This window comes from Klebsiella sp. 141198 (genome assembly GCF_050600785.1).
Lineage (GTDB): Bacteria > Pseudomonadota > Gammaproteobacteria > Enterobacterales > Enterobacteriaceae > Klebsiella > Klebsiella aerogenes.
Genome location: NZ_JAQIRM010000004.1, coordinates 660,436 through 682,408 on the forward strand (window position 1 = coordinate 660,436; position 21,973 = coordinate 682,408).

Annotated in this window: 20 protein-coding genes; 10 read left to right on the forward strand and 10 right to left on the reverse strand. The window is 50.3% G+C overall.

Annotated features, from left to right (window positions below; genetic code table 11):
- Positions 1–2 precede the first annotated feature (2 nt).
- The 6 genes from hupB to bolA form a co-directional block, all read right to left on the reverse strand.
- On the reverse strand, positions 3–275 hold the full coding sequence (gene hupB / locus PGR10_RS17055; protein ID WP_002444653.1) for a nucleoid-associated protein HU-beta: 273 nt from the start codon (positions 273–275) through the stop codon (positions 3–5).
- A gap of 206 nt (positions 276–481) precedes the next feature.
- Positions 482–2,836: an endopeptidase La gene (gene lon, locus PGR10_RS17060; protein ID WP_430923823.1), complete on the reverse strand. Its 2,355-nt coding sequence runs from the start codon at positions 2,834–2,836 to the stop codon at positions 482–484.
- 183 nt (positions 2,837–3,019) lie between these two features.
- Entirely contained in the window at positions 3,020–4,294 is a 1,275-nt protein-coding gene (clpX, locus tag PGR10_RS17065; RefSeq protein WP_015704591.1) for an ATP-dependent protease ATP-binding subunit ClpX, read from the reverse strand.
- Positions 4,295–4,428: 134 nt separating this feature from the next.
- Positions 4,429–5,052, reverse strand: coding sequence for an ATP-dependent Clp endopeptidase proteolytic subunit ClpP (gene clpP, locus PGR10_RS17070; protein WP_003021624.1), 624 nt, complete (start codon positions 5,050–5,052; stop codon positions 4,429–4,431).
- Between the two features lie 311 nt (positions 5,053–5,363).
- Positions 5,364–6,662, reverse strand: a complete 1,299-nt coding sequence (tig, locus tag PGR10_RS17075) for a trigger factor (RefSeq protein ID WP_015367952.1) — start codon at positions 6,660–6,662, stop codon at positions 5,364–5,366.
- 345 nt (positions 6,663–7,007) lie between these two features.
- A complete protein-coding gene (gene bolA, locus PGR10_RS17080) occupies positions 7,008–7,325 on the reverse strand; it encodes a transcriptional regulator BolA (protein WP_015367954.1) in 318 nt (105 codons plus the stop codon).
- A gap of 370 nt (positions 7,326–7,695) precedes the next feature.
- On the opposite strand from bolA, the gene PGR10_RS17085 reads away from it, so the two are divergent.
- The 10 genes from PGR10_RS17085 to PGR10_RS17130 all read left to right on the forward strand — a co-directional run bounded on the left by PGR10_RS17085 (position 7,696) and on the right by PGR10_RS17130 (position 17,809).
- A complete protein-coding gene (locus PGR10_RS17085) occupies positions 7,696–8,274 on the forward strand; it encodes a lipoprotein (protein ID WP_032705501.1) in 579 nt (192 codons plus the stop codon).
- Between the two features lie 43 nt (positions 8,275–8,317).
- Positions 8,318–9,793 carry a muropeptide MFS transporter AmpG gene (gene ampG, locus PGR10_RS17090; RefSeq protein WP_087860377.1) on the forward strand — a complete coding sequence of 492 codons (1,476 nt, stop codon included), beginning with the start codon at positions 8,318–8,320 and terminating at the stop codon, positions 9,791–9,793.
- 480 nt (positions 9,794–10,273) lie between these two features.
- The gene (gene cyoA, locus PGR10_RS17095; protein WP_015704588.1) at positions 10,274–11,218 is read left to right on the forward strand and encodes a cytochrome o ubiquinol oxidase subunit II; all 945 of its coding nucleotides are present in this window, start codon (positions 10,274–10,276) and stop codon (positions 11,216–11,218) included.
- 19 nt (positions 11,219–11,237) lie between these two features.
- Positions 11,238–13,229, forward strand: a complete 1,992-nt coding sequence (gene cyoB / locus PGR10_RS17100) for a cytochrome o ubiquinol oxidase subunit I (protein ID WP_015704587.1) — start codon at positions 11,238–11,240, stop codon at positions 13,227–13,229.
- Entirely contained in the window at positions 13,219–13,830 is a 612-nt protein-coding gene (locus PGR10_RS17105; protein WP_087860378.1) for a cytochrome o ubiquinol oxidase subunit III, read from the forward strand. Before cyoB ends, PGR10_RS17105 begins: the two co-directional genes overlap by 11 nt.
- On the forward strand, positions 13,830–14,159 hold the full coding sequence (locus PGR10_RS17110; protein WP_015704585.1) for a cytochrome o ubiquinol oxidase subunit IV: 330 nt from the start codon (positions 13,830–13,832) through the stop codon (positions 14,157–14,159). Before PGR10_RS17105 ends, PGR10_RS17110 begins: the two co-directional genes overlap by 1 nt.
- Positions 14,160–14,170: 11 nt before the next feature.
- Positions 14,171–15,058 (forward strand): heme o synthase, encoded by an 888-nt coding sequence (cyoE, locus tag PGR10_RS17115; protein ID WP_015367961.1) that lies wholly within the window; start codon positions 14,171–14,173, stop codon positions 15,056–15,058.
- A gap of 260 nt (positions 15,059–15,318) precedes the next feature.
- Positions 15,319–15,651: a hypothetical protein gene (locus PGR10_RS17120; RefSeq protein WP_047739997.1), complete on the forward strand. Its 333-nt coding sequence runs from the start codon at positions 15,319–15,321 to the stop codon at positions 15,649–15,651.
- Positions 15,652–15,852: 201 nt separating this feature from the next.
- Positions 15,853–17,220: an MFS transporter gene (locus tag PGR10_RS17125; protein ID WP_087860379.1), complete on the forward strand. Its 1,368-nt coding sequence runs from the start codon at positions 15,853–15,855 to the stop codon at positions 17,218–17,220.
- Positions 17,221–17,482: 262 nt separating this feature from the next.
- Positions 17,483–17,809: a hypothetical protein gene (locus PGR10_RS17130; protein WP_087860380.1), complete on the forward strand. Its 327-nt coding sequence runs from the start codon at positions 17,483–17,485 to the stop codon at positions 17,807–17,809.
- Positions 17,810–17,855: 46 nt separating this feature from the next.
- Here the strand turns inward: PGR10_RS17130 and PGR10_RS17135 are convergent, their stop codons facing one another.
- The 4 genes from PGR10_RS17135 to PGR10_RS17150 all read right to left on the reverse strand — a co-directional run bounded on the left by PGR10_RS17135 (position 17,856) and on the right by PGR10_RS17150 (position 21,969).
- Positions 17,856–18,722: a hypothetical protein gene (locus tag PGR10_RS17135; RefSeq protein WP_430923864.1), complete on the reverse strand. Its 867-nt coding sequence runs from the start codon at positions 18,720–18,722 to the stop codon at positions 17,856–17,858.
- Positions 18,723–18,852: 130 nt separating this feature from the next.
- Positions 18,853–19,782 carry an ACP S-malonyltransferase gene (locus PGR10_RS17140; protein WP_113373745.1) on the reverse strand — a complete coding sequence of 310 codons (930 nt, stop codon included), beginning with the start codon at positions 19,780–19,782 and terminating at the stop codon, positions 18,853–18,855.
- Positions 19,783–19,795: 13 nt separating this feature from the next.
- A complete protein-coding gene (locus PGR10_RS17145; protein ID WP_430923824.1) occupies positions 19,796–21,184 on the reverse strand; it encodes a hypothetical protein in 1,389 nt (462 codons plus the stop codon).
- A complete protein-coding gene (locus PGR10_RS17150) occupies positions 21,181–21,969 on the reverse strand; it encodes an outer membrane lipoprotein-sorting protein (RefSeq protein ID WP_213317103.1) in 789 nt (262 codons plus the stop codon). Before PGR10_RS17150 ends, PGR10_RS17145 begins: the two co-directional genes overlap by 4 nt.
- Positions 21,970–21,973: the final 4 nt, after the last annotated feature.

The following is a 21,973-nucleotide window of genomic DNA, read 5'->3' on the forward strand; positions in this document are numbered from 1 at the left end:
GATTAGTTTACCGCGTCTTTCAGCGCTTTACCTGCACGGAAGCCCGGTACTTTAGCGGCAGCAATGGTAATTTCTTTACCTGTTTGTGGGTTGCGACCAGTACGGGCAGCACGCTCTTTAACAGCAAAAGTACCGAACCCTACCAGCGCAACATCATCCCCAGCTTGCAGAGATTCAGTAACAGAAGCGATCAAAGCATCTAACGCACGTCCAGCTGCAGCTTTAGAAATGTCCGCACCCGCAGCAATTTTGTCAATCAGTTGAGATTTATTCACTGTTCTCTTCCTCTCTTTATAATTTATATCGCACCAGAATCCTTCATGGCGCGACCGCGCAGCAGTTATATCAGGACTGTCATGCCCTTACAACAGAGTTGTCGATGACCCCTGCCAGCGATCTAAGTTAGCTACACAAAAAAAGGCTGGCAAGTACGAATTTACTTACCAGCCCCACTTTTCTTAACGCTATTTGCGCGATATCACTATTTTGCGCTTACAACCTGCATGCCAAACGGTTCATTTTGCAGAGCAAGTGTCAGAACTTCCTCGATTCGCTGTACCGGGTGGATATCCAAATCGGCGATAACGTTTTCCGGAATTTCTTCAAGGTCACGCTTGTTTTCGTAAGGAATCAGAACAGTCTTAATGCCCCCACGATGCGCAGCCAGCAGTTTTTCCTTCAGGCCGCCGATTGGCAGCACCTGACCGCGCAGGGTGATTTCCCCAGTCATCGCCACATCGGCGCGTACCGGGTTACCGGTCAGGCAGGAAACCAACGCGGTGCACATCGCCGTACCGGCGCTCGGGCCATCTTTCGGTGTAGCCCCTTCCGGTACGTGCACGTGAATATCGCGTTTTTCGTAGAAGTCCGGGTTAATACCGAGCTTCTCAGCACGCGCGCGAACCACGGTCAGCGCAGCCTGAATCGACTCCTGCATGACTTCGCCCAGCGAACCGGTATAGGTCAACTTGCCTTTACCCGGAACGCAGGCGGTTTCGATGGTCAGCAAATCGCCGCCCACTTCCGTCCACGCCAGACCGGTGACCTGACCTACGCGGTTTTCGCTATCCGCACGGCCGTAGTCAAAGCGCTGTACGCCGAGATAATCGTGCAGGTTTTCACCGTTAATCTCGATATGTTTCAGCGATTTATCAAGCAACAACTGCTTAACGGCTTTACGGCACAGCTTGGAGATTTCACGCTCCAGGCTACGAACGCCCGCTTCACGAGTGTAGTAACGAATAATGCCGATAATGGCGCTATCGTCGACCGTCAGCTCGCCCTTTTTCAGCGCATTGCGTTCGATCTGCTTCGGCAGCAGGTGACGCTTAGCAATGTTCAGTTTTTCATCTTCGGTATAACCGGAGAGACGAATCACTTCCATACGGTCCAGCAGCGGCGCAGGGATATTCATGGAGTTGGAGGTCGCCACGAACATCACGTCGCTGAGATCGTAGTCCACTTCCAGATAGTGGTCGTTAAAGGCCACGTTCTGTTCCGGATCCAGTACCTCCAGCAGTGCTGAAGCCGGATCACCGCGCATGTCGGAGGACATTTTGTCGATTTCATCCAGCAGGAACAGTGGGTTTTTCACCCCCACTTTCGCCATTTTCTGGATCAGTTTACCCGGCATTGAGCCAATGTAGGTACGGCGGTGACCGCGGATTTCCGCTTCATCACGCACGCCGCCTAGCGCCATGCGTACGTATTTACGCCCGGTGGCTTTGGCAATCGATTGACCCAGCGAGGTTTTACCCACCCCCGGCGGCCCAACCAGGCACAGGATCGGCCCTTTCAGCTTGTTAACGCGGCTCTGCACCGCAAGGTACTCAAGGATGCGGTCCTTGACTCGCTCCAGACCATAGTGGTCGGTATCGAGGATCTCTTGCGCCTGACGCAGATCTTTTTTGACCTTGCTACGGGCATTCCACGGCACCTGCACCATCCAGTCGATGTAGCCGCGCACGACGGTAGCTTCCGCCGACATCGGGGACATCATCTTCAGCTTTTGCAGTTCCGCTTCAGTTTTTTCTTTCGCCTCTTTCGGCATTTTCGCCGCGTCGATCTTACGTTTCAGCGCTTCGTTTTCGTCCGGGGCGTCATCCATCTCGCCGAGCTCTTTCTGGATGGCTTTCATTTGCTCATTCAGATAGTACTCACGCTGAGATTTTTCCATCTGCTTTTTCACGCGGTTGCGAATGCGTTTCTCAACCTGCAGCAGATCGATTTCAGATTCCATCATCGCCATCAGATATTCCAGACGTTCATTCACGTCGGACATCTCCAGCACGGACTGTTTGTCCGCCAGCTTAAGCGGCATATGCGCAGCGATGGTATCCGCCAGACGCGCGGGATCGTCAATGCTATTGAGCGACGTCAACACTTCCGGTGGGATTTTTTTGTTCAGCTTGATGTAGCCTTCAAACTGGCTGATAGCCGTACGCACCAGCACTTCCTGCTCACGCTCTTCAATGGCCGGAGAAGCAAGGTACTCTGCTTTGGCGGAGAAGTGCTCGCCGTTATCAGACAGCGCAGTAATACGCGCACGCTGCAAGCCTTCCACCAGCACTTTCACAGTGCCGTCCGGCAGCTTCAGCATTTGCAAAATTGACGCCACGGTCCCGACGGTGAAAAGATCGTTTACACCCGGCTCATCCGTCGACGCTTCTTTCTGCGCGACCAGCATGATTTTTTTATCATGGTCCATGGCCGCTTCCAGACAACGGATAGATTTTTCCCGCCCTACAAACAGGGGTATGACCATGTGCGGATAAACCACCACATCGCGCAACGGCAATACGGGGATTTCAATGCGTTCAGAACGCTCAGGATTCATAGAGCTCTCTCTTAGTTTAAAGTCCGCCAGGTAGCCGACGACGCCTTCATTAACGCGTCGCCGTTAATATGTAATCCAGTATATGGGGATGTATTCCATACATTCAACGGCGGGAACACAGGAAAAATAAAAGGGGGGATAAAATCCCCCCTTTTTGCTTAACTGCTTGTGTCGATTGGCGAATTATTCGCCAGATGCCTGCTGCGCTTCCGGCTTGCCGTAGATCAGCAGCGGCTTGCTCTGACCTTCGATCACCGACTCGTCAATCACCACTTTTTCGACATCTTCCATGGACGGCAGATCGTACATGGTGTCGAGTAGCGCAGCTTCAACGATCGAGCGCAGACCACGGGCGCCGGTTTTACGCGCCATCGCTTTCTTGGCGATCGCATCCAGCGCTTCATCACGGAATTCCAGCTCAGCGCCTTCGAGGCCAAACAGCGCCTGATACTGTTTAGTCAGGGCGTTTTTCGGCTCTTTCAGGATCTGAATCAGCGCTTCTTCACTCAGTTCATTCAGCGTCGCGACAACCGGCAGACGGCCGATAAACTCCGGGATCAGACCAAACTTGATCAGATCTTCCGGCTCGACCTGCGCCAGCAGCTCGCCTTCGCTGGCTTTGTCGGATTTCGCTTTAACCGTCGCGCCAAAACCAATGCCGGAGCCGGTTTCTACACGATGGGAAATCACTTTGTCCAGGCCTGCGAACGCGCCGCCGCAGATAAACAGGATCTTGGAGGTATCGACCTGCAAGAACTCCTGCTGCGGATGTTTACGCCCGCCCTGTGGCGGAACAGCGGCTACGGTGCCTTCGATTAGCTTCAGCAGCGCCTGCTGAACGCCCTCGCCGGACACGTCGCGGGTAATCGACGGGTTATCCGATTTACGGGAAATTTTGTCGATTTCATCGATGTACACGATGCCGCGCTGCGCTTTCTGCACATCGTAATCGCATTTCTGCAGCAGCTTCTGAATGATGTTTTCCACGTCTTCACCCACGTAACCCGCTTCGGTCAGCGTGGTGGCATCGGCCATAGTAAACGGAACATCCAACAGACGCGCCAGCGTTTCAGCCAACAGCGTTTTACCGGAGCCGGTCGGCCCGATCAGCAGAATGTTGCTTTTACCCAGTTCTACGCCATTGCTGGTGTCGCCGTTGCGCAGACGTTTGTAGTGGTTGTATACCGCCACGGCCAGCACTTTTTTCGCCTGTTCCTGGCCGATAACATAATCGTCCAGATGGTGGCGAATTTCGTGCGGCGTCGGCAGCGCGCTGCGCTCGCGGTGCGGAGCGACTTCTTTAATCTCTTCGCGAATGATGTCGTTACATAAGTCAACGCATTCGTCGCAGATATACACGGATGGCCCGGCGATCAGCTTACGCACTTCATGCTGGCTTTTGCCGCAAAAAGAGCAGTACAACAGTTTGCCCGAACCATCTTTGCGTTTATCTGTCATGAGTCCAAACCTCTTCTTAAGTTCTTTGTGCCGCAGATGACGACGCAAATGCCATTCTCAGGCGCAAGTCGCGATCACGCGTTGTGCCGCCCAGTAGTTAAAACAAGTATAGCGGCACCCTTACGCCACGGGCATCAATTACGATGGGTCAAGATGGAATCGACCAGGCCGTATTCCACCGCTTCCGACGCCGACAGGAAGCGGTCACGCTCGGTATCGCGCTCGATCTGCTCAAGGGATTGACCCGTATGATGCGCCATCAGTTCATTCATGCGCCCTTTCACTTTCAGAATTTCACGGGCGTGGATTTCGATATCCGTCGCCTGGCCCTGATAGCCGCCCAGCGGCTGGTGAATCATCACGCGGGAGTTCGGCAGGCAGAAACGCTTACCTTTCGCTCCGGCGGTCAGCAGGAAGGCGCCCATTGAAGCCGCCTGCCCCATACAGATAGTGCTGACATCCGGCTTGATGAACTGCATGGTGTCGTAAATTGACATCCCGGCGGTGATCACGCCGCCCGGAGAGTTAATGTACAGGTAAATATCTTTTTCTGGATTTTCCGCTTCCAGAAACAGCATCTGCGCCACGATCAGATTAGCCATGTGGTCTTCCACCTGGCCGGTCAGGAAAATAACGCGTTCCTTGAGCAGACGGGAATAGATATCAAAAGAACGTTCACCGCGTGAGGTCTGTTCAATGACCATCGGCACCAGGGCCATATGGGGTGCAAAGTTATCTCGTTCGCCACTGTATGACATTTCCGTCTCCTGGATTAATTTTGAAAAAACCTGCTGCACTGATTGTAACCTTATGGACGGATTATCAGCCAGAGTTTCTATCCGCAGGGCACTGATACGTTGAGCTGGTCATTATTTCTGACGCTGCGGATGCAGATACATCCCCCGGTTATGGGGATGGCGCAACCATAATTCAAGCATAACAACCTTTTGGAGTAACGCTATCACTGAAAATGTGTTTTAGCACTCATCCTAAGCCTATCATTGCAATAAAAAAACCCGCAGCCTTTCGGCAACGGGTTTTTGCGCGAACTTTAAACAGCCGGGCGAAATTACGCCTGCTGGTTCATCAGTTCGTTGAAGGAAGTGGCTTTTTCAGACACTTTAGCTTTCGCCAGCACGGCTTCAACAGCCTGCTCTTCCAGCGCCACGTTGCGCATGTTGTCCATCAGCTCTTTGTTTTTGCTGTAGAACTCAACCACTTCTGACGGATCTTCGTACGCGGAAGCCATCTCTTCGATCAGGCCTTTCACGCGCTCTTCGTCAGCTTTCAGCTCGTTGGTGCGAATCACTTCGCCCAGCAGCAGGCCAACAACTACACGACGTTTAGCCTGCTCTTCGAACAGTTCGCGAGGCAGTTCCAGAGCCTGTTTCTCGTTACCGCCGAAACGCTGAGCAGCCTGACGACGCAGTACGTCGATTTCGCTGTCGATCAGAGCAGCCGGAACGTCGATGTCGTTCGCTTTCACCAGGCCTTCGATAGCCTGAGATTTAACGCGGTTACGCACGGCGCCTTTCAGCTCGCGCTCCATGTTTTTACGCACTTCAGCGCGCAGACCTTCTACGGAACCATCTTCAACGCCGAAACGTTTGATGAATTCAGCAGTCAGTTCCGGCAGTTCGCGTTCTTCAACTTTTTTCAGGTTGATAACGAACTTAGCGGCTTTACCTTTCAGGTTTTCAGCGTGGTACTCTTCCGGGAAGGTCACGTCGATGGTGAACTCTTCGCCAGCTTTGTGGCCTTTGATACCGTCTTCGAAGCCCGGGATCATACGACCCTGGCCCATCGCCAGTACGAAGTCAGACGCTTTACCGCCTTCGAACTCTTCGCCGTCTACGGAACCGGTGAAGTCGATGGTAACGCGATCTTCAGCGTCAACGGCGCCTTCTTTTTCTTTCCAGTTCGCCTGCTGCTTGCGCAGGGTGTCCAGCATGCCGTCAACGTCAGCGTCGGTGACTTCAACAACCGGTTTTTCAACTTCGATTGCGTCCAGACCTTTCAGTTCAACTTCCGGATACACTTCGAACTCTACCGCGTAGGTGAAGTCTTCGCCCAGCTTGTATTCGCCCGGAACGTAGTTCGGCGCGCCGGCCGGATTAATTTTCTCTTTGATGATCGCGTCAACGAAATGACGGCTCATCAGGTCGCCCAGCACGTCCTGGCGAACAGAAGCGCCATAACGCTGAGCAACAACATTCATCGGCACTTTGCCTTTACGGAAGCCGTCAATGCGAACTTTTTTCGCTACGTTGACCAGCTCGCTTTTGACAGCATTCTCGATGCTGTCAGCGGCGATAGTAATCGTTACACGGCGCCCAAGGCCCTGAGTGGTTTCAACTGAAACTTGCATCTTGTTACCTCAAAAAAATCACAGTGCTCGGTCAACTCTGGAAGCGCGTGTAGGTGGCTTCGCAGAACCGGGATGCCCTCTTCAAATCAGAAACACATTCCCTGTCGTCAGAATCATCCCGAAGACATTCATATATAAGACGCGGCATTATAGCGGCATCACTTTTGTGAGTCGAGAACGGTTGTCACCCACTGCTGCGGGGTTTTTCACATTTCCCGCTCAAATTTGTCTGCAAAAGCGCGAACTTTGCGCATTTTCCAGGCAAAAGAAAACGGCCCGCAGGCCGTTTTTGCTAAATCTTCACGCAACATACTGGAAAAGCGCCAGCGGTTGCAAATGTGATTTTTACGCGATGCTCCCCGCTCCGCGGCAGGGCGGAGAGGCAAAGACGGTATCCTGTAGCCCTTCCCACTCTTTAATCGTATAGGTATGCAGCGCCAGCGCGTGCACGGTGCTTGACAGCTCCTCGGTCAACGTACCGTAAATCATACGATGACGATTAAGGAAACGTTCGCCGGTGAAGCGGTCGCTCACCAACACCACTTTAAAATGACTTTCAGAGCCCGCAGGGACGTTGTGCCGATAGCTTTCATCCACGACTTCCAGATACATCGGGTCGAACGCTGCTCTAAGTTTTGCTTCGATCTGCTCACGTATCATCATGAATTTTCTCCTCCGACAACGCTGAGATGCCGCCTTTCCCTTTAAATGTTAGCCGCTTTTACCGCTTCCATTGGCAGAAAACAACAAAAAATTAGCATTCCTCTGATATTTTCACGCAAAAGTATCAGGTTTACTGATATCTCCAGGCCAAATCGCCACCGGAAATGGGACGAGGTCATAAAACGCACAACACGATGATTTTCCACTCGTAGCCACTTCCCCTCACCGTTGGCGATGTTATGATGGCGGGAATTTTCCTTAAACACCCTAACTACTTCGAGTTGCAGAAAAAAGCGCCCACGATAACCCCGTAGCGCCTGAAACCTGAATTATGACGGGTATAACAACACCGTGCGTTGAGACCCTGAACATGCTGAAGAAAATTCTATTCCCGTTGGTCGCGATGTTTGTACTCGCAGGATGCGCCACTCCACCGACGACCATTGAAGTATCACCGAAAATCACCCTGCCGCAGCAGGATCCGAGCCTGATGGGCGTTACCGTCAGCATTAACGGCGCGGACCAGCGTACCGATCAGGCGCTGGCGAAAGTCACCCGCAACAACCAGTTGGTGACCCTGACCGCCTCTCGCGACCTGCGCTTCCTGCTGCAGGAAGTGCTTGAGAAGCAAATGACGTCGCGCGGCTACATGATTGGCCCGAACGGCGCCGTCGACCTGCAGATCATTGTTAACAAACTGTATGCTGACGTCTCACAGGGCAACGTGCGTTACAACATCGCCACCAAAGCGGATATCGCCATCGTCGCCACCGCCGCTAACGGCAACAAGATGACTAAGAACTACCGCGCCAGCTACTCCGTTGAGGGCGCTTTCCAGGCTTCCAACGAGAACATTGCTAACGCGGTTAATAGCGTGCTGACCGATACCATCGCCGACATGGCGCAGGACACCAGCATTCACGACTTCATCAAACAAAACGCTCGTTAATAAAATAGCAGGCCCGGTTCACTCCGGGCCTGCTCTATATGCCATGTCCAATCACTACTTGCGTATTTTTCAGCAGCCCAAATCAGCTATTTTGCTGATCCTCGGCTTTGCTTCTGGTTTACCTCTCGCACTGACTTCCGGCACGCTGCAAGCGTGGATGACCGTTGAAAATATCGATTTAAAAACTATCGGCTTCTTCTCTCTCGTCGGTCAGGCCTACGTGTTTAAATTTTTGTGGTCGCCATTAATGGACCGCTACACGCCGCCGTTTTTAGGCCGCCGCCGCGGCTGGCTGCTGACGACTCAGCTTGCGCTACTCGTCGCCATCGCCGCGATGGGCTTTCTTGAACCTTCAACGCAGTTGCGCTGGATGGCGGCGCTGGCTGTGGTTATCGCCTTTTGCTCCGCGTCGCAGGATATCGTCTTTGATGCCTGGAAAACCGACGTCCTCCCGGCGGAAGAGCGCGGCGCCGGTGCGGCGATAAGCGTGCTCGGCTATCGCCTGGGGATGCTGGTATCCGGAGGGTTAGCGCTCTGGTTGGCCGACCGTTGGCTGGGCTGGCAGGGGATGTACTGGCTAATGGCCGCCCTGCTTATTCCGTGCATTATCGCCACGCTGCTGGCGCCGGAGCCCAGCGACGTCATTCCGGTACCGAAATCTCTTGAGCAGGCCGTTGCCGCGCCGCTGCGCGACTTCTTCGGCCGCAACAACGCCTGGCTTATCCTGCTGTTAATTGTCCTTTATAAGCTTGGTGATGCCTTCGCCATGAGCCTGACCACCACTTTCCTGATTCGCGGCGTTGGTTTTGATGCCGGTGAAGTCGGGATGGTGAATAAAACGTTGGGCCTGTTCGCCACCATTGTCGGCGCCCTCTACGGCGGTGTGCTGATGCAGCGCCTGACGCTGTTCCGCGCCCTGCTAATTTTTGGACTGCTGCAGGGGGCCTCCAACGCCGGATACTGGATCCTCTCGGTCACCGATAAACACCTTTATTCGATGGCGGCGGCGGTATTTTTTGAAAACCTGTGCGGCGGGATGGGCACCGCGGCGTTTGTCGCGCTGTTAATGACGCTGTGTAACAAGTCGTTTTCCGCCACTCAGTTTGCGCTGCTGTCGGCGCTGTCGGCGGTAGGTCGCGTTTACGTTGGGCCGATTGCCGGCTGGTTTGTCGAAGCGAACGGCTGGCCGACGTTTTATCTTTTCTCCGTCGTTGCCGCCGTGCCGGGGATTTTGCTCCTGCTTCTGTGTCGGCGTACGCTGGAATATACTCAACGAACGGAAAGCTTCTTGCCGCGCACGCAATACCCTCAGACTTACGCCCTGGCGCTGGTTATCCTGGCGGTAGGTTGTTTGATGCTGGCGATATGGCTGCTGCTGTTGGCGATGAACGCGCTGGATTACACCTCTTTCTCCTTCCTGCCAGGCCTACTGGAAGTCGCCGCACTGACCGCTATCGGTGGTATTTTGCTCGGCGCTGTTCTGGACTATATGGCGCTACGCAAAACGCAGCTGATTTAATTTTCGCCAAACCGTTAATAGCCGTTTTAATTACCCGAGGTAATTATAACGGCTTATTAGCGATTTTATTTTCCTTGGGAGCTGATTTGTTGTTTTGTGCGTTTTAGATTTCTGGAAATTATTGACAATTTTTACGCGATTCTTTAATTAATTTAACCGATTCAGCAGCGTTACTTTATTTTAACGTTTTCTTTATGTCTTTTATTTGATAATTAATTGTTAATTATTTGTGTTATTTTTACGATGTTTATACTCGTAACTCCATAAGCATTCCCTTTCTTATCCCTTTTGTTATAGATCCAGCGTAAATCAGGCTTTGCAAGCAATTACGTCACATTCCGTAACATATGTGACAATCCAAGCAGAACCCGCTAACACAGAACTGACACAGATCCAATCGTGTTTACAGTAATGCAACCTTACCGTAAAATGCCCATACACTTTAAACGCCACCAGATCCCGTGGAATTGAGGTCGTTCAATGAGACTCAGGAAATACAATAAAAGTTTGGGATGGATGTCATTAATCGCAGGTACTGTATTACTCAGTGGTTGTGATTCTGCGCTCCTTGACCCAAAAGGACAGATTGGACTGGAGCAACGCTCTTTGATTCTGACGGCATTCGGCCTGATGATGATTGTCGTTATTCCCGCCGTCTTAATGGCAGTAGGATTTGCCTGGAAGTATCGCGCGAGCAATAAAGATGCGAAGTATAGCCCGAACTGGTCACACTCCAACAAAGTTGAAGCTGTGGTCTGGACGGTTCCTATTCTGATCATCTTGTTCCTGGCCGTTCTGACCTGGAAAACCACTCACGCTCTGGAGCCAAGCAAACCGCTTGTCCACGACGAGAAAGCAATCACCATCGAAGTTGTATCGATGGACTGGAAATGGTTCTTTATTTACCCGGAACAGGGTATCGCTACCGTCAACGAAATCGCCTTCCCGGCGAACGTACCGGTGCACTTTAAAGTCACTTCCAACTCCGTGATGAACTCGTTCTTTATTCCGCGCTTAGGTAGCCAGATTTATGCGATGGCCGGGATGCAGACTCAGCTGCACCTCATCGCTGATGAAGCAGGCACTTATGACGGTATCTCCGCAAGCTATAGTGGCCCTGGCTTCTCTGGTATGAAGTTCAAGGCTATCGCCACCCCGGATCGTGCAACCTTCGATCAGTGGGTAGCAAAAGCGAAACAGTCCCCGAACTCCATGGACTCCATGGCTGCATTCGACAAAGTGGCTGTGCCTAGCGAAAACAACAAAGTGGAATACTTCTCTAACGTGAAACCGGATTTGTTCAAAGACGTTGTTAACAAATTCATGTCTCACGAGAGCATGAACATGTCTAAACCTGAAGGCGAGCACGCTGCGCACGAAGGGATGGAAGGCATGGACATGAGCCACGCGGAAACCGCTCACTAAGGGGCCGAGGAAGAAAACGATGTTCGGAAAACTTACACTGGATGCAGTGCCCTACCACGAACCTATTATCGTGGTAACGGTTGCTGCAATCATCGTCGGGGGACTGGCGATACTGGCAGCGATCACTTACTTCGGTAAGTGGTCCTACCTATGGAACGAGTGGCTGACGTCCGTCGACCACAAACGTCTCGGTATCATGTACGTTATCGTGGCAATCGTCATGCTGCTGCGTGGCTTTGCCGACGCCGTTATGATGCGTAGCCAGCAGGTGCTGGCTTCAGCCGGGGAAGCAGGATTCCTGCCGCCTCATCACTACGATCAGATCTTTACCGCCCACGGCGTTATCATGATCTTCTTCGTGGCAATGCCATTCGTTATCGGCCTGATGAACCTGGTGGTTCCGCTTCAGCTCGGCGCGCGTGACGTTGCGTTCCCGTTCCTCAACAACCTGAGCTTCTGGTTCACGGTTGTGGGCGTGATTCTGGTTAACCTGTCTCTGGGCGTCGGTGAGTTCGCACAGACCGGTTGGCTGGCGTATCCGCCGCTTTCGGGAATTGAGTACAGTCCTGGCGTAGGGGTCGATTACTGGATTTGGGCGCTGCAGCTCTCCGGTATCGGTACTACCCTGACCGGTATCAACTTCTTTGTGACCATTATCAAGATGCGTGCCCCTGGCATGACCATGTTCAAGATGCCGGTATTCTCCTGGGCATCTCTGTGCGCCAACATCCTGATTATCGCCTCCTTCCCAATTCTGACCGTCACCGTCGCGCTGCTGACCCTGGACCGCTACCTGGGCACCCATTTCTTTACCAACGATATGGGTGGCAACATGATGATGTACATCAACCTGATTTGGGCCTGGGGTCACCCGGAAGTGTACATTCTGGTTCTGCCGGTATTCGGGGTCTTCTCCGAAGTCGCAGCAACCTTCTCGCGTAAACGTCTGTTTGGTTACACCTCGCTGGTGTGGGCAACCGTCTGTATTACCGTTCTGTCGTTCATCGTTTGGCTGCACCACTTCTTCACCATGGGTGCCGGCGCGAACGTAAACGCCTTCTTCGGTATTACCACTATGATTATCGCGATCCCGACCGGGGTTAAGATCTTCAACTGGCTGTTCACCATGTACCAGGGCCGCATCGTCTTCAACTCGGCGATGATGTGGACTATCGGCTTCATCGTTACCTTCTCCGTTGGTGGGATGACCGGCGTTCTGCTGGCGGTACCGGGCGCAGACTTCGTACTGCACAACAGTCTGTTCCTGATTGCGCACTTCCATAACGTCATCATCGGCGGCGTGGTATTCGGTTGCTTCGCAGGTCTGACCTACTGGTGGCCGAAAGCCTTTGGTTTCACCCTGAACGAAACCTGGGGTAAACGCGCATTCTGGTTCTGGATCATCGGCTTCTTCGTAGCATTTATGCCGCTGTACGTGCTGGGCTTCATGGGGATGACCCGTCGCCTGAGCCAGGACATCGATCCGCAGTTCCACTCCATGCTGGTAGTTGCAGCATGCGGCGCGGCGCTGATCGCTTGCGGTATCCTGTGCCAGCTGATTCAGTTCTACGTTTCTATCCGCGATCGCGATCAGAACCGTGACCTGACCGGCGACCCATGGGGCGGCCGTACTCTGGAGTGGGCAACCTCTTCTCCACCGCCGTTCTATAACTTCGCAGTCGTTCCTAACGTTCACGAACGTGACGCGTTCTGGGAAATGAAAGAAAAAGGCGAAGCGTACAAGCAACCTGCGCATTATGAAGAAATTCATATGCCGAAAAACAGCGGCGCGGGCATCATCATTGCTGCATTCGCAACGGTGTTTGGCTTCGCGATGATCTGGCATATCTGGTGGATGGCGATTGTTGGTTTCGCCGGCATCGTAGTGACCTGGATTATCAAGAGCTTTGACGAGGACGTGGATTACTACGTACCGGTTGCGGAAGTCGAAAAACTGGAAAATCAGCATTTCGATGAGATTAACAAAGCAGGGCTGAAAAATGGCAACTGATACTCTTGCGCACAATGCCCACGCGCATGAACACGGGCACCATGATACAGGACCGATGAAAGTCTTCGGTTTCTGGATCTACCTGATGAGCGACTGCATTATCTTCGCTACGCTGTTCGCAACCTATGCCGTTCTGGTGAACGGCACGGCTGGCGGCCCGGCGGGTAAAGATATCTTTGAACTGCCGTTCGTTCTGGTTGAAACCGCACTGCTGTTATTCAGCTCCATCACCTATGGCATGGCGGCTATCGCCATGTACAAAAACAACAAGAGCCAGGTCGTTTCCTGGCTCGCCCTGACCTTCCTCTTCGGTGCAGGGTTCGTTGGTATGGAAATCTATGAATTCCATCACCTGATTGTTGAAGGTATGGGTCCGGATCGTAGCGGCTTCCTGTCAGCGTTCTTCGCGCTGGTTGGTACCCACGGTCTGCACGTCACCTCCGGTCTGCTGTGGATGGCGGTGCTGATGGTTCAGGTATCGCGTCGCGGCCTGACCAACACTAACCGTACCCGTATTATGTGCCTGAGCCTGTTCTGGCACTTCCTGGACGTGGTGTGGATCTGCGTGTTCTCTGTTGTTTATCTGATGGGGGCGATGTAATGAGTCATTCTACCGATCATAGCGGCGCTTCTCACGGCAGCGTGAAGAGCTACATGACAGGGTTCATCCTGTCGATCATTCTGACGGCTATCCCGTTTGCAATGGTTATGAGTGGCTCTGCCTCGCATGCAGCGATTCTGGGAACCATCCTGGTCACGGCTGTGGTGCAGATTCTGGTACACCTGGTGTACTTCCTGCACATGAACAGTAAATCAGACGAAGGTTGGAACCTGACCGCGTTTATCTTCACCGTAATCATCATTGCTATCGTAGTTGTCGGCTCCATCTGGATTATGTGGAACCTCAACTACAACATGATGATGCACTAAGAGCGGCGAGTATGTTTAAGCAATACCTGCAAGTAACGAAACCAGGCATCATTTTTGGCAACCTGATCTCCGTGATCGGCGGTTTCCTGCTGGCCTCCAAAGGCCACATCGACTATCCGCTGTTCGTCTGGACGCTCCTCGGAGTATCCCTGGTGGTCGCCTCGGGTTGTGTTTTCAACAACTACATCGACCGTGATATCGATCGTAAGATGGAACGGACGAAAAACCGGGTGCTGGTCAAAGGGCTGATCTCGCCAGAATCATCGCTGGTATACGCCACCTTGCTGGGTATTGCTGGCTTCATGCTGTTGTGGTTCGGCGCCAACCCGCTGGCCTGCTGGCTTGGCGTGATGGGGTTTGTGGTTTATGTCGGCATCTACAGCCTGTACATGAAACGCCACTCCGTCTACGGCACGCTGATTGGCTCACTCTCCGGCGCTGCGCCGCCGGTGATTGGCTACTGCGCGGTAACCGGTGATTTTGACAGCGGCGCGGCGATTCTGCTGGCGATCTTTAGCCTGTGGCAGATGCCTCACTCTTACGCCATCGCGATCTTCCGTTTCAAGGATTATCAGGCGGCGAATATTCCGGTTCTGCCGGTAGTGAAAGGTATCTCCGTCGCGAAAAACCATATCACGCTGTACATCGTGGCCTTTGCCGTGGCAACGCTGATGCTTTCCCTTGGGGGTTATGCCGGATACAAATATCTGGTCGTCGCTGCCGCCGTAAGCGTCTGGTGGCTTGGCATGGCGCTTCGCGGGTATAAAGTGGCGGATGATAAAGTCTGGGCACGTAAGCTGTTCGTCTTTTCCATCGTCGCCATCACCGCGCTGTCAGTCATGATGTCTGTCGATTTCATGGTGCCGGATTCACATAATCTGCTGGCTTACGTCAGATAAGATTACGCTAATGTGAAATGAAAAGAGCCTCCGCTAGCCGGGGGCTTTTTTATGCGCCAACATCGGATTACTTCATTAATACCGCCCTCCCCTCACTTTTCTACTTCATTTTCTTCACTCATCACGCAGCTAAAAATTGAGGAAAAAATTGAGCATCGCTAACCGCCGCCCATCTCGCGCCATTAGCGGAGATGGTGCTAGCCTTGCACGGTAGGCAAACGTCTACAAAAAATATGGATTTTTAATAGCAAGGAATAACAATGAAAGAATTAACATTCAACGAAATGGAATCTGTCTCAGGTGGTTTCAACCTGGTGAGCGCTGCAACCGGCTTCGCCAGCTTTGTCGCTAATTCTGCAGCAGGATTTACCTCATTTGCACTGACCTCCGGTCTGGCTTTCGCCTCTTTCGTTGGCGATAGCGCAATTGAATTTGGTAAATTCCTCCTTGGACAAGCAAACTGGGAAAGCGTAGTCAGCACCGGTCAGGAAAACTGGGCAAACTTCGTTTCCACTGCTGGAAACAGCTGGAATACTTTCGTGAACAACGCCGCAACCGACTGGAACAGCTTCCTGGATCAGGCTGCGTCCTAATCGGTATAATGATAAGGGCAGGTTTCATTTCTGCCCTTTCTGTTGTTTTAACGCTTTTATTTAGCGCTTCACCATTTTAGCCTCGGGTTCTCATCCCTTCTTCTATTACGCAACACAGTCGTAATATCTGCTAAACAAACATTTATTTACGCGTCCTTATCCCCCCACTACACTAGTCACAGTTTTTATATTGAGGTGGTAATGAACGATAACAAAATGACGCCAGGAGAACTGCGCGCAACCTGGGGTTTAGGGACCGTGTTTTCACTGCGCATGCTAGGCATGTTTATGGTCCTGCCCGTTTTGACCACATATGGCATGGCGCTGCAGGGGGCTAGCGAAGCGCTGATTGGTTTGGCTATTGGTATTTACGGGCTAGCCCAGGCCGTCTTCCAGATCCCGTTCGGCCTCCTGTCTGACCGCATTGGCCGTAAGCCGTTAATTATTGGCGGTTTGCTGATATTTGTTATCGGCAGCATCATCGCCGCGCTGACCGATTCCATCTGGGGCATTATTCTTGGCCGCGCGCTGCAGGGCTCTGGCGCTATCGCCGCCGCCGTCATGGCACTACTTTCTGATTTAACCCGCGAACAGAACCGTACCAAAGCCATGGCCTTCATTGGCGTCAGTTTTGGCGTGACCTTTGCTATCGCCATGGTGCTCGGCCCTATTGTCACTCACCAGTTAGGATTACATGCGCTATTCTGGATGATCGCTATTCTGGCCAGCCTCGGTATTTTGCTGACTCTATGGGTAGTACCAAATAGCCACAATCATGTACTGAACCGTGAATCTGGCATGGTAAAGGGCTGCTTTAGCAAAGTGCTTGCTGAACCTAAACTCCTCAAGCTGAACTTCGGCATTATGTGTCTGCACATCATGCTAATGTCGACTTTTGTTGCGCTGCCAGGACAACTGGAGGCCGCTGGTTTCCCGGCCGCCGAGCACTGGAAAATTTACCTGGTGACCATGGTCATTTCCTTTGTCGCCGTGGTGCCATTCATCATCTATGCGGAAGTGAAGCGCAAGATGAAACGAGTTTTCCTGTTCTGCGTCGCCCTACTCCTCATCGCTGAAATCGTACTCTGGGGCGCAGGTGGCTATTTCTGGGAGTTAGTCGCAGGGGTGCAGCTGTTCTTTCTCGCCTTTAATCTCCTGGAAGCATTATTGCCTTCATTAATTAGCAAGGAATCGCCAGCAGGGTATAAAGGCACGGCAATGGGTATTTACTCTACCAGCCAGTTTATCGGCGTGGCCATCGGTGGCGCCCTCGGCGGCTGGGTCGATGGTTTCTTTGATTCACAAACGGTGTTCCTGCTTGGGGCCCTGCTCGCAATGTTATGGCTGCTGGTTGCCAGTACCATGAGCGAACCACCTTACGTGAGCAGTCTCCGAGTTGAGATCCCGGACGATGTCATCATTAATGATGAACTACAGCGCCGTCTATTGTCGAAACCTGGCGTTGAGCAGGTCATGATTGTCGCTGAAGAACGTTCAGCCTACATAAAAATTGACAGCAAAGTAACCAACCGCTTTGAGGTTGAACAGGCTATTATCGCAACTTCGTAATCGCCCCCATTTCTACGCTCTAAACAATAAGTTGAACGCGCGGCCACACAGAAGATACCTTCGGGTATCTTCTGTTATCAAACATGAATTGACGTAATAAGCCCCCGCACTTTTCTAATTCTGTTTTGTGAAGTTTAATTCACATTAAAACTAATAGATCATTTAAATATTCACTATTATATAAAAAACCCTCTGATTAGTATATTGCCCGGTGTGCATAGGCACATCATTAACAATTCATTAATCTAGGATGGAATTAAAAATGAAAGAATTAACCGCAAACGAAATGGAATATGTCTCTGGTGCAGGCATTATCGACCTGCCTTGCGCTTTGGTTGATTTCACCATTCAATCAGCGCTGGGCCTGGTAGCAGCAGGTATTAATGCTGGTATGATTCTGGCCTCCTCCGCACTGGAAACCACTATTGATTTGGTTTCCAATATTCTTGGCGGTTCGCCATCTAGCCTGGGAAGCATTATAACCGACCATATCAACTCCCTGCTGTATGCTGAATCAGGGGTTTGGTCAAACTTTGTTTATAATGCTGCTACTGACTGGGGTGGTGTTGTTGATGCCCTGCAGAGCTAAATAGCATATGGCCAGTCAGGAAACTGACTGGCCATATTTTTTGATGTTAATTATTATTTTCACCACATCTGAGATACATATCACATGCCGTCATGTAATCATCATGCCATCGCCAGTAAACATGTAAATAAAAATATCCTATCGCAGGTATCATACATAATATGAAATATGCATAAAAATATATTTCCCACCCTAATAATTTCAGTAACAGGCTTAAAGTGAGGATCCATAACAGTTGAAGAATAAAGAGAATAACTAACCGTAACCACAGCGGTTTCCTATAAATCAGGGTAAGTGGAATAGTTTTCGCCAGATTCACATCAAACTCTTTCTGAAAAAGCCGTCCTAAAAAAGTATAGCGTCTGGAGGGATGAGCAAAAATTAAATTGACCACCAGTATCGCTGAACACAGAATCAACATAGCGACTATCAACTTTGCTGAAAAAAAACCATTTGATAAGGAAAAATCCTCATCCGCTACCAACGGACTGACAACCCAAAAACTGGTTAGAAACGTGACGGTAACGTTCAAACAAGCATAGTGGTGGAGATTACGGTATTTAAGCGTATGCACAGTTGCCTGCTGTAACTGCTTGACGTAACAATTCCTGGCGAACCAGCACATCATATAGACCATTATCGGCACAAAGATGACAATACAGGCCATCGCGGCAATGCTTGAAAAAAAGAGTAGAAATCCTCTAACAACCAGGTAGCACCCCAGTAAACAGCAAGCTGTAGCAACGAGCGGATGCCATAGTATTACCTCAAATTGCGAATACTTTTTCCCTTGAAACCATGAAAAGTTAATATTTTTTATCGCATATTTGTATGACCAATAACCTTTAAGCTCATAAACAAAGCTAAACATAGTTAACGAAAAAATGGCGCTTACGGGAAATGCATCTTCCACGGTCAACAGATACCCTCTGTTTTTAACGTAGAATGCAATCAGCAGTGTACAAATAAAGTACAAATAGGGCAGAAGCGACCGATCCTGACGTCGAATAAAAGTTAGATAATCCGGTATCATGATAGCCTCGTTACGCCAACAACATTTTTCGACAATGAATAAAATTCTCTGCAGAGAAGTCGTCGAAATCATTTAGCAATTGTCCAAGATAAGCTTTATTACTGATTTCAACGAACCTGACGAGGGGGATATGTTGTAGAAAGGCAGTCATAGAGGCAGTCCACTGTACCCGGTGGGTCAAATGCAAAGAAAGGTTCTCTCTAATTTGCTGCGGGTTAGATTCTTCCCGTCCGGTGACATTCATCAGTACAGGATAATTTGGCCGTACAATTTCCACCATCTTCAGCGCATCCCGCATGGGTTGAACTCCCTCAGCCATCAGAGGCGTATGCCAGGCTCCGCTTACGCTCAACTTTACCGTCTCCAGGCCTGCTCCCATCAGTACCCCGGTGAATTCACTTAAATCTGGCAGCGTACCGCCAACCACCTGCTGATAGAGGCTGTTATCACAACTCACGACAACCGGACTCCCGGAGTCGTTAATTAACTGGCTTACCGTTTTAAAATCGGCGCCTCTCACGGCCAGCATTGTACCTTTACGAATTTTGCTTAAATTATCCATGATAGTTGAGCGCGCCAGGATTAACTTGAACACATTCTCCAGCGTTAAAGCGCCGGCCGCATAAAGCGCGCTATATTCACCCACGCTATGCCCACACGAGCCAATAATGTTAGCGTCAGAGAATTGCTCAGCATACAGACTATAGAGCGTGACATTGATAGCCGTCACCGCTGCCTGTTGCGTCGTCGTTTTCACCAGACGATTCATCGGCCCTTTCTGACATAATCGCCGAAGATCCAGCCCTGTTACATCGCTGGCGCAGTCCCAGATTCGCCTGGTGGTTGCGTTTAGATCCCATAAATCTGCCCCCATTCCTACCGTAGGGTTTCCCTGACCGGCGAAAAGAAGTACCGTCGGCTGCTTTGATAACGTTGTCATAGACAATATGTCCTTATAAATAGTATTTAAATCCGACATAGACTCCGAGGGTCTCGCCAAAAAGGGCGAACTCTGAATCACGACGACCTAATGCGCTATAAAACCCCGTATAAATTTCTACCCTTTCGCCCAACCCTTTTAGCGGCTTAATGTAATGTGTTCCAATTAAGGAACTACCATCGACTACGTTCATCACCAGATAGGGTTGAAGGGTTGAATGATCTGCATTCTGTAAACTTAACCATGAATTAATATAATGTCGCCCTTGTAACATTCCTTTGTTTCCTGTATTACTTATTTCTGACCCCATTAGAAACTTATAATCATCAAATACTTTATCTAATCCGGTAATACCGGTTTTCTTACTTAACAGCCTAATAAAATCAGTTTGCTCCCGCCATGCCGATTTCGAGTACCCTTCACTCTGATAATAGTATTCGATACCCAATACGCTAAAAAGGTCAGTGGTATACTGGCCGCCAACGGCTAATTCATAGTTTGTTTTATCATTCTGTGTATAAAGCGATGAAGGATATTTCCCAGATAATATGTCATCTCGTTTTTCACGGGAAAAATGACGCCATTGTTGCGTTTTGTGTAAAGCCGCCTCGACGTTGACAACAAACTGCGGAGTTAGATTGTAGCTATCTGCCAGAGCCAATGAAGGAGAATCGCCAAGCATCATATCTGCTGCCAGTCTATGATTAACAAGACGATAATCGGTGTAAGTTAATAAATAATACTCACTACTGTTGCCCCGTTGATTGGCCGTCCAGTTACTGGATGACTCATAATATTTATCAATACTCACTAATTTGGGCATGATGGTAAGCGAGAATGCATAATCACGAAACTCTGCTGAAACTCGCCCTCCCCAAAACGGCTCATGATAGGAGGAGTTAAACGCCGGGTCGTAAATTCGGGTAGGTTTAAATCCGGCATAATAAGTTGTCAGCAATGCGGCAGGCGACCTCAAATGAAAAGCGCCGGGATCCGGTCTAAGCTTTCCGCCTTCCAGACTGACGCTTTCGGATAACGTTGCGTTCAGCTTTAACCTATCGATTAAGCTTTTAGAGCGACTATCGTCTTCTTCGAATAGCCCGACACCTTTCATTGGTTGATATCCTAAGCCATACAATGAAAGATCCAGTGCCAACACATCATCAATAATGTCGCAAGTGCTAGAAGCATTGATTGAAATATTATTGTAGGCATTATCAGTCGTATAAGGATTAGATCCACTGATACGCCATAAAGACTCATTTCTATGCGTAAAGGATATTTGCTCCGTCAAAACCAACTGGCCATTACGCTGTATCTCATCCGCGGAAAGACAGTCAGCCATTACCAACAATGGTATGAACGTTAGAATTAATAGTAATGCAGCCAGAAGCAATTTCACTTTGCTTCCCTCTGAATATACTCCTTCGTGAAGTGAAATTCCGGTAAGGATTCGAGACGAACGTTGCTATACTTCATGACAGAATATCCCTTTTCGTTGCGAGCATTCTGCACAATAATTTCTGTTGGCCGGTTCTTTCCTAATACCATTTGATAGTTTTTATACAAAACACTTTTGAGTAATTGATTATCAAGTGAGTAATACGATGCCTTAAATGGTCGGAACTCTGCATTTTTTTCTACCAGGTAAATCACTTTTGGATAAGTAATGGCCTCCGATTTACGGGTAAGAGATAAGCGATAGCAGACTTTATCACCGCAAGGTTCCTCGCCCTCGAGCGTAGAATCATAGGCATATTCGAAGTTCGTTACGATAACATCGCCATTAGAGATCTGGCCTATTAATCGTTGTGAACGCGAAATGGGAACTGGCCTGCGAAGTTCCGGTGTATAAAACCATAAATCATACCAATCAGATAACATAACTTTACCTTTATCTCGCGGAGGATAGATAAAGCGTATAAGTGAACGAGCGTCAGCTTTCTTACCGCTTTCGGGCTTAATAAAACGCATCGAAATATCGAGAGATTGCTTATTTTCGGGTTCCTGCATTCCCTCTTTGAACTCCAACACGGTTACTTCATAGCGGAAAGGTTCATTTGGAGAACGAGCCTCATCAGCCTTTCGAATTATTTCCAAAGCCTGCTGGTCAACTTTCGTCGCTTGCGCCGCAGATGAATACAGTAATACTGCCAAAGAGCATAAATACCACACACCAATTTTCATACTA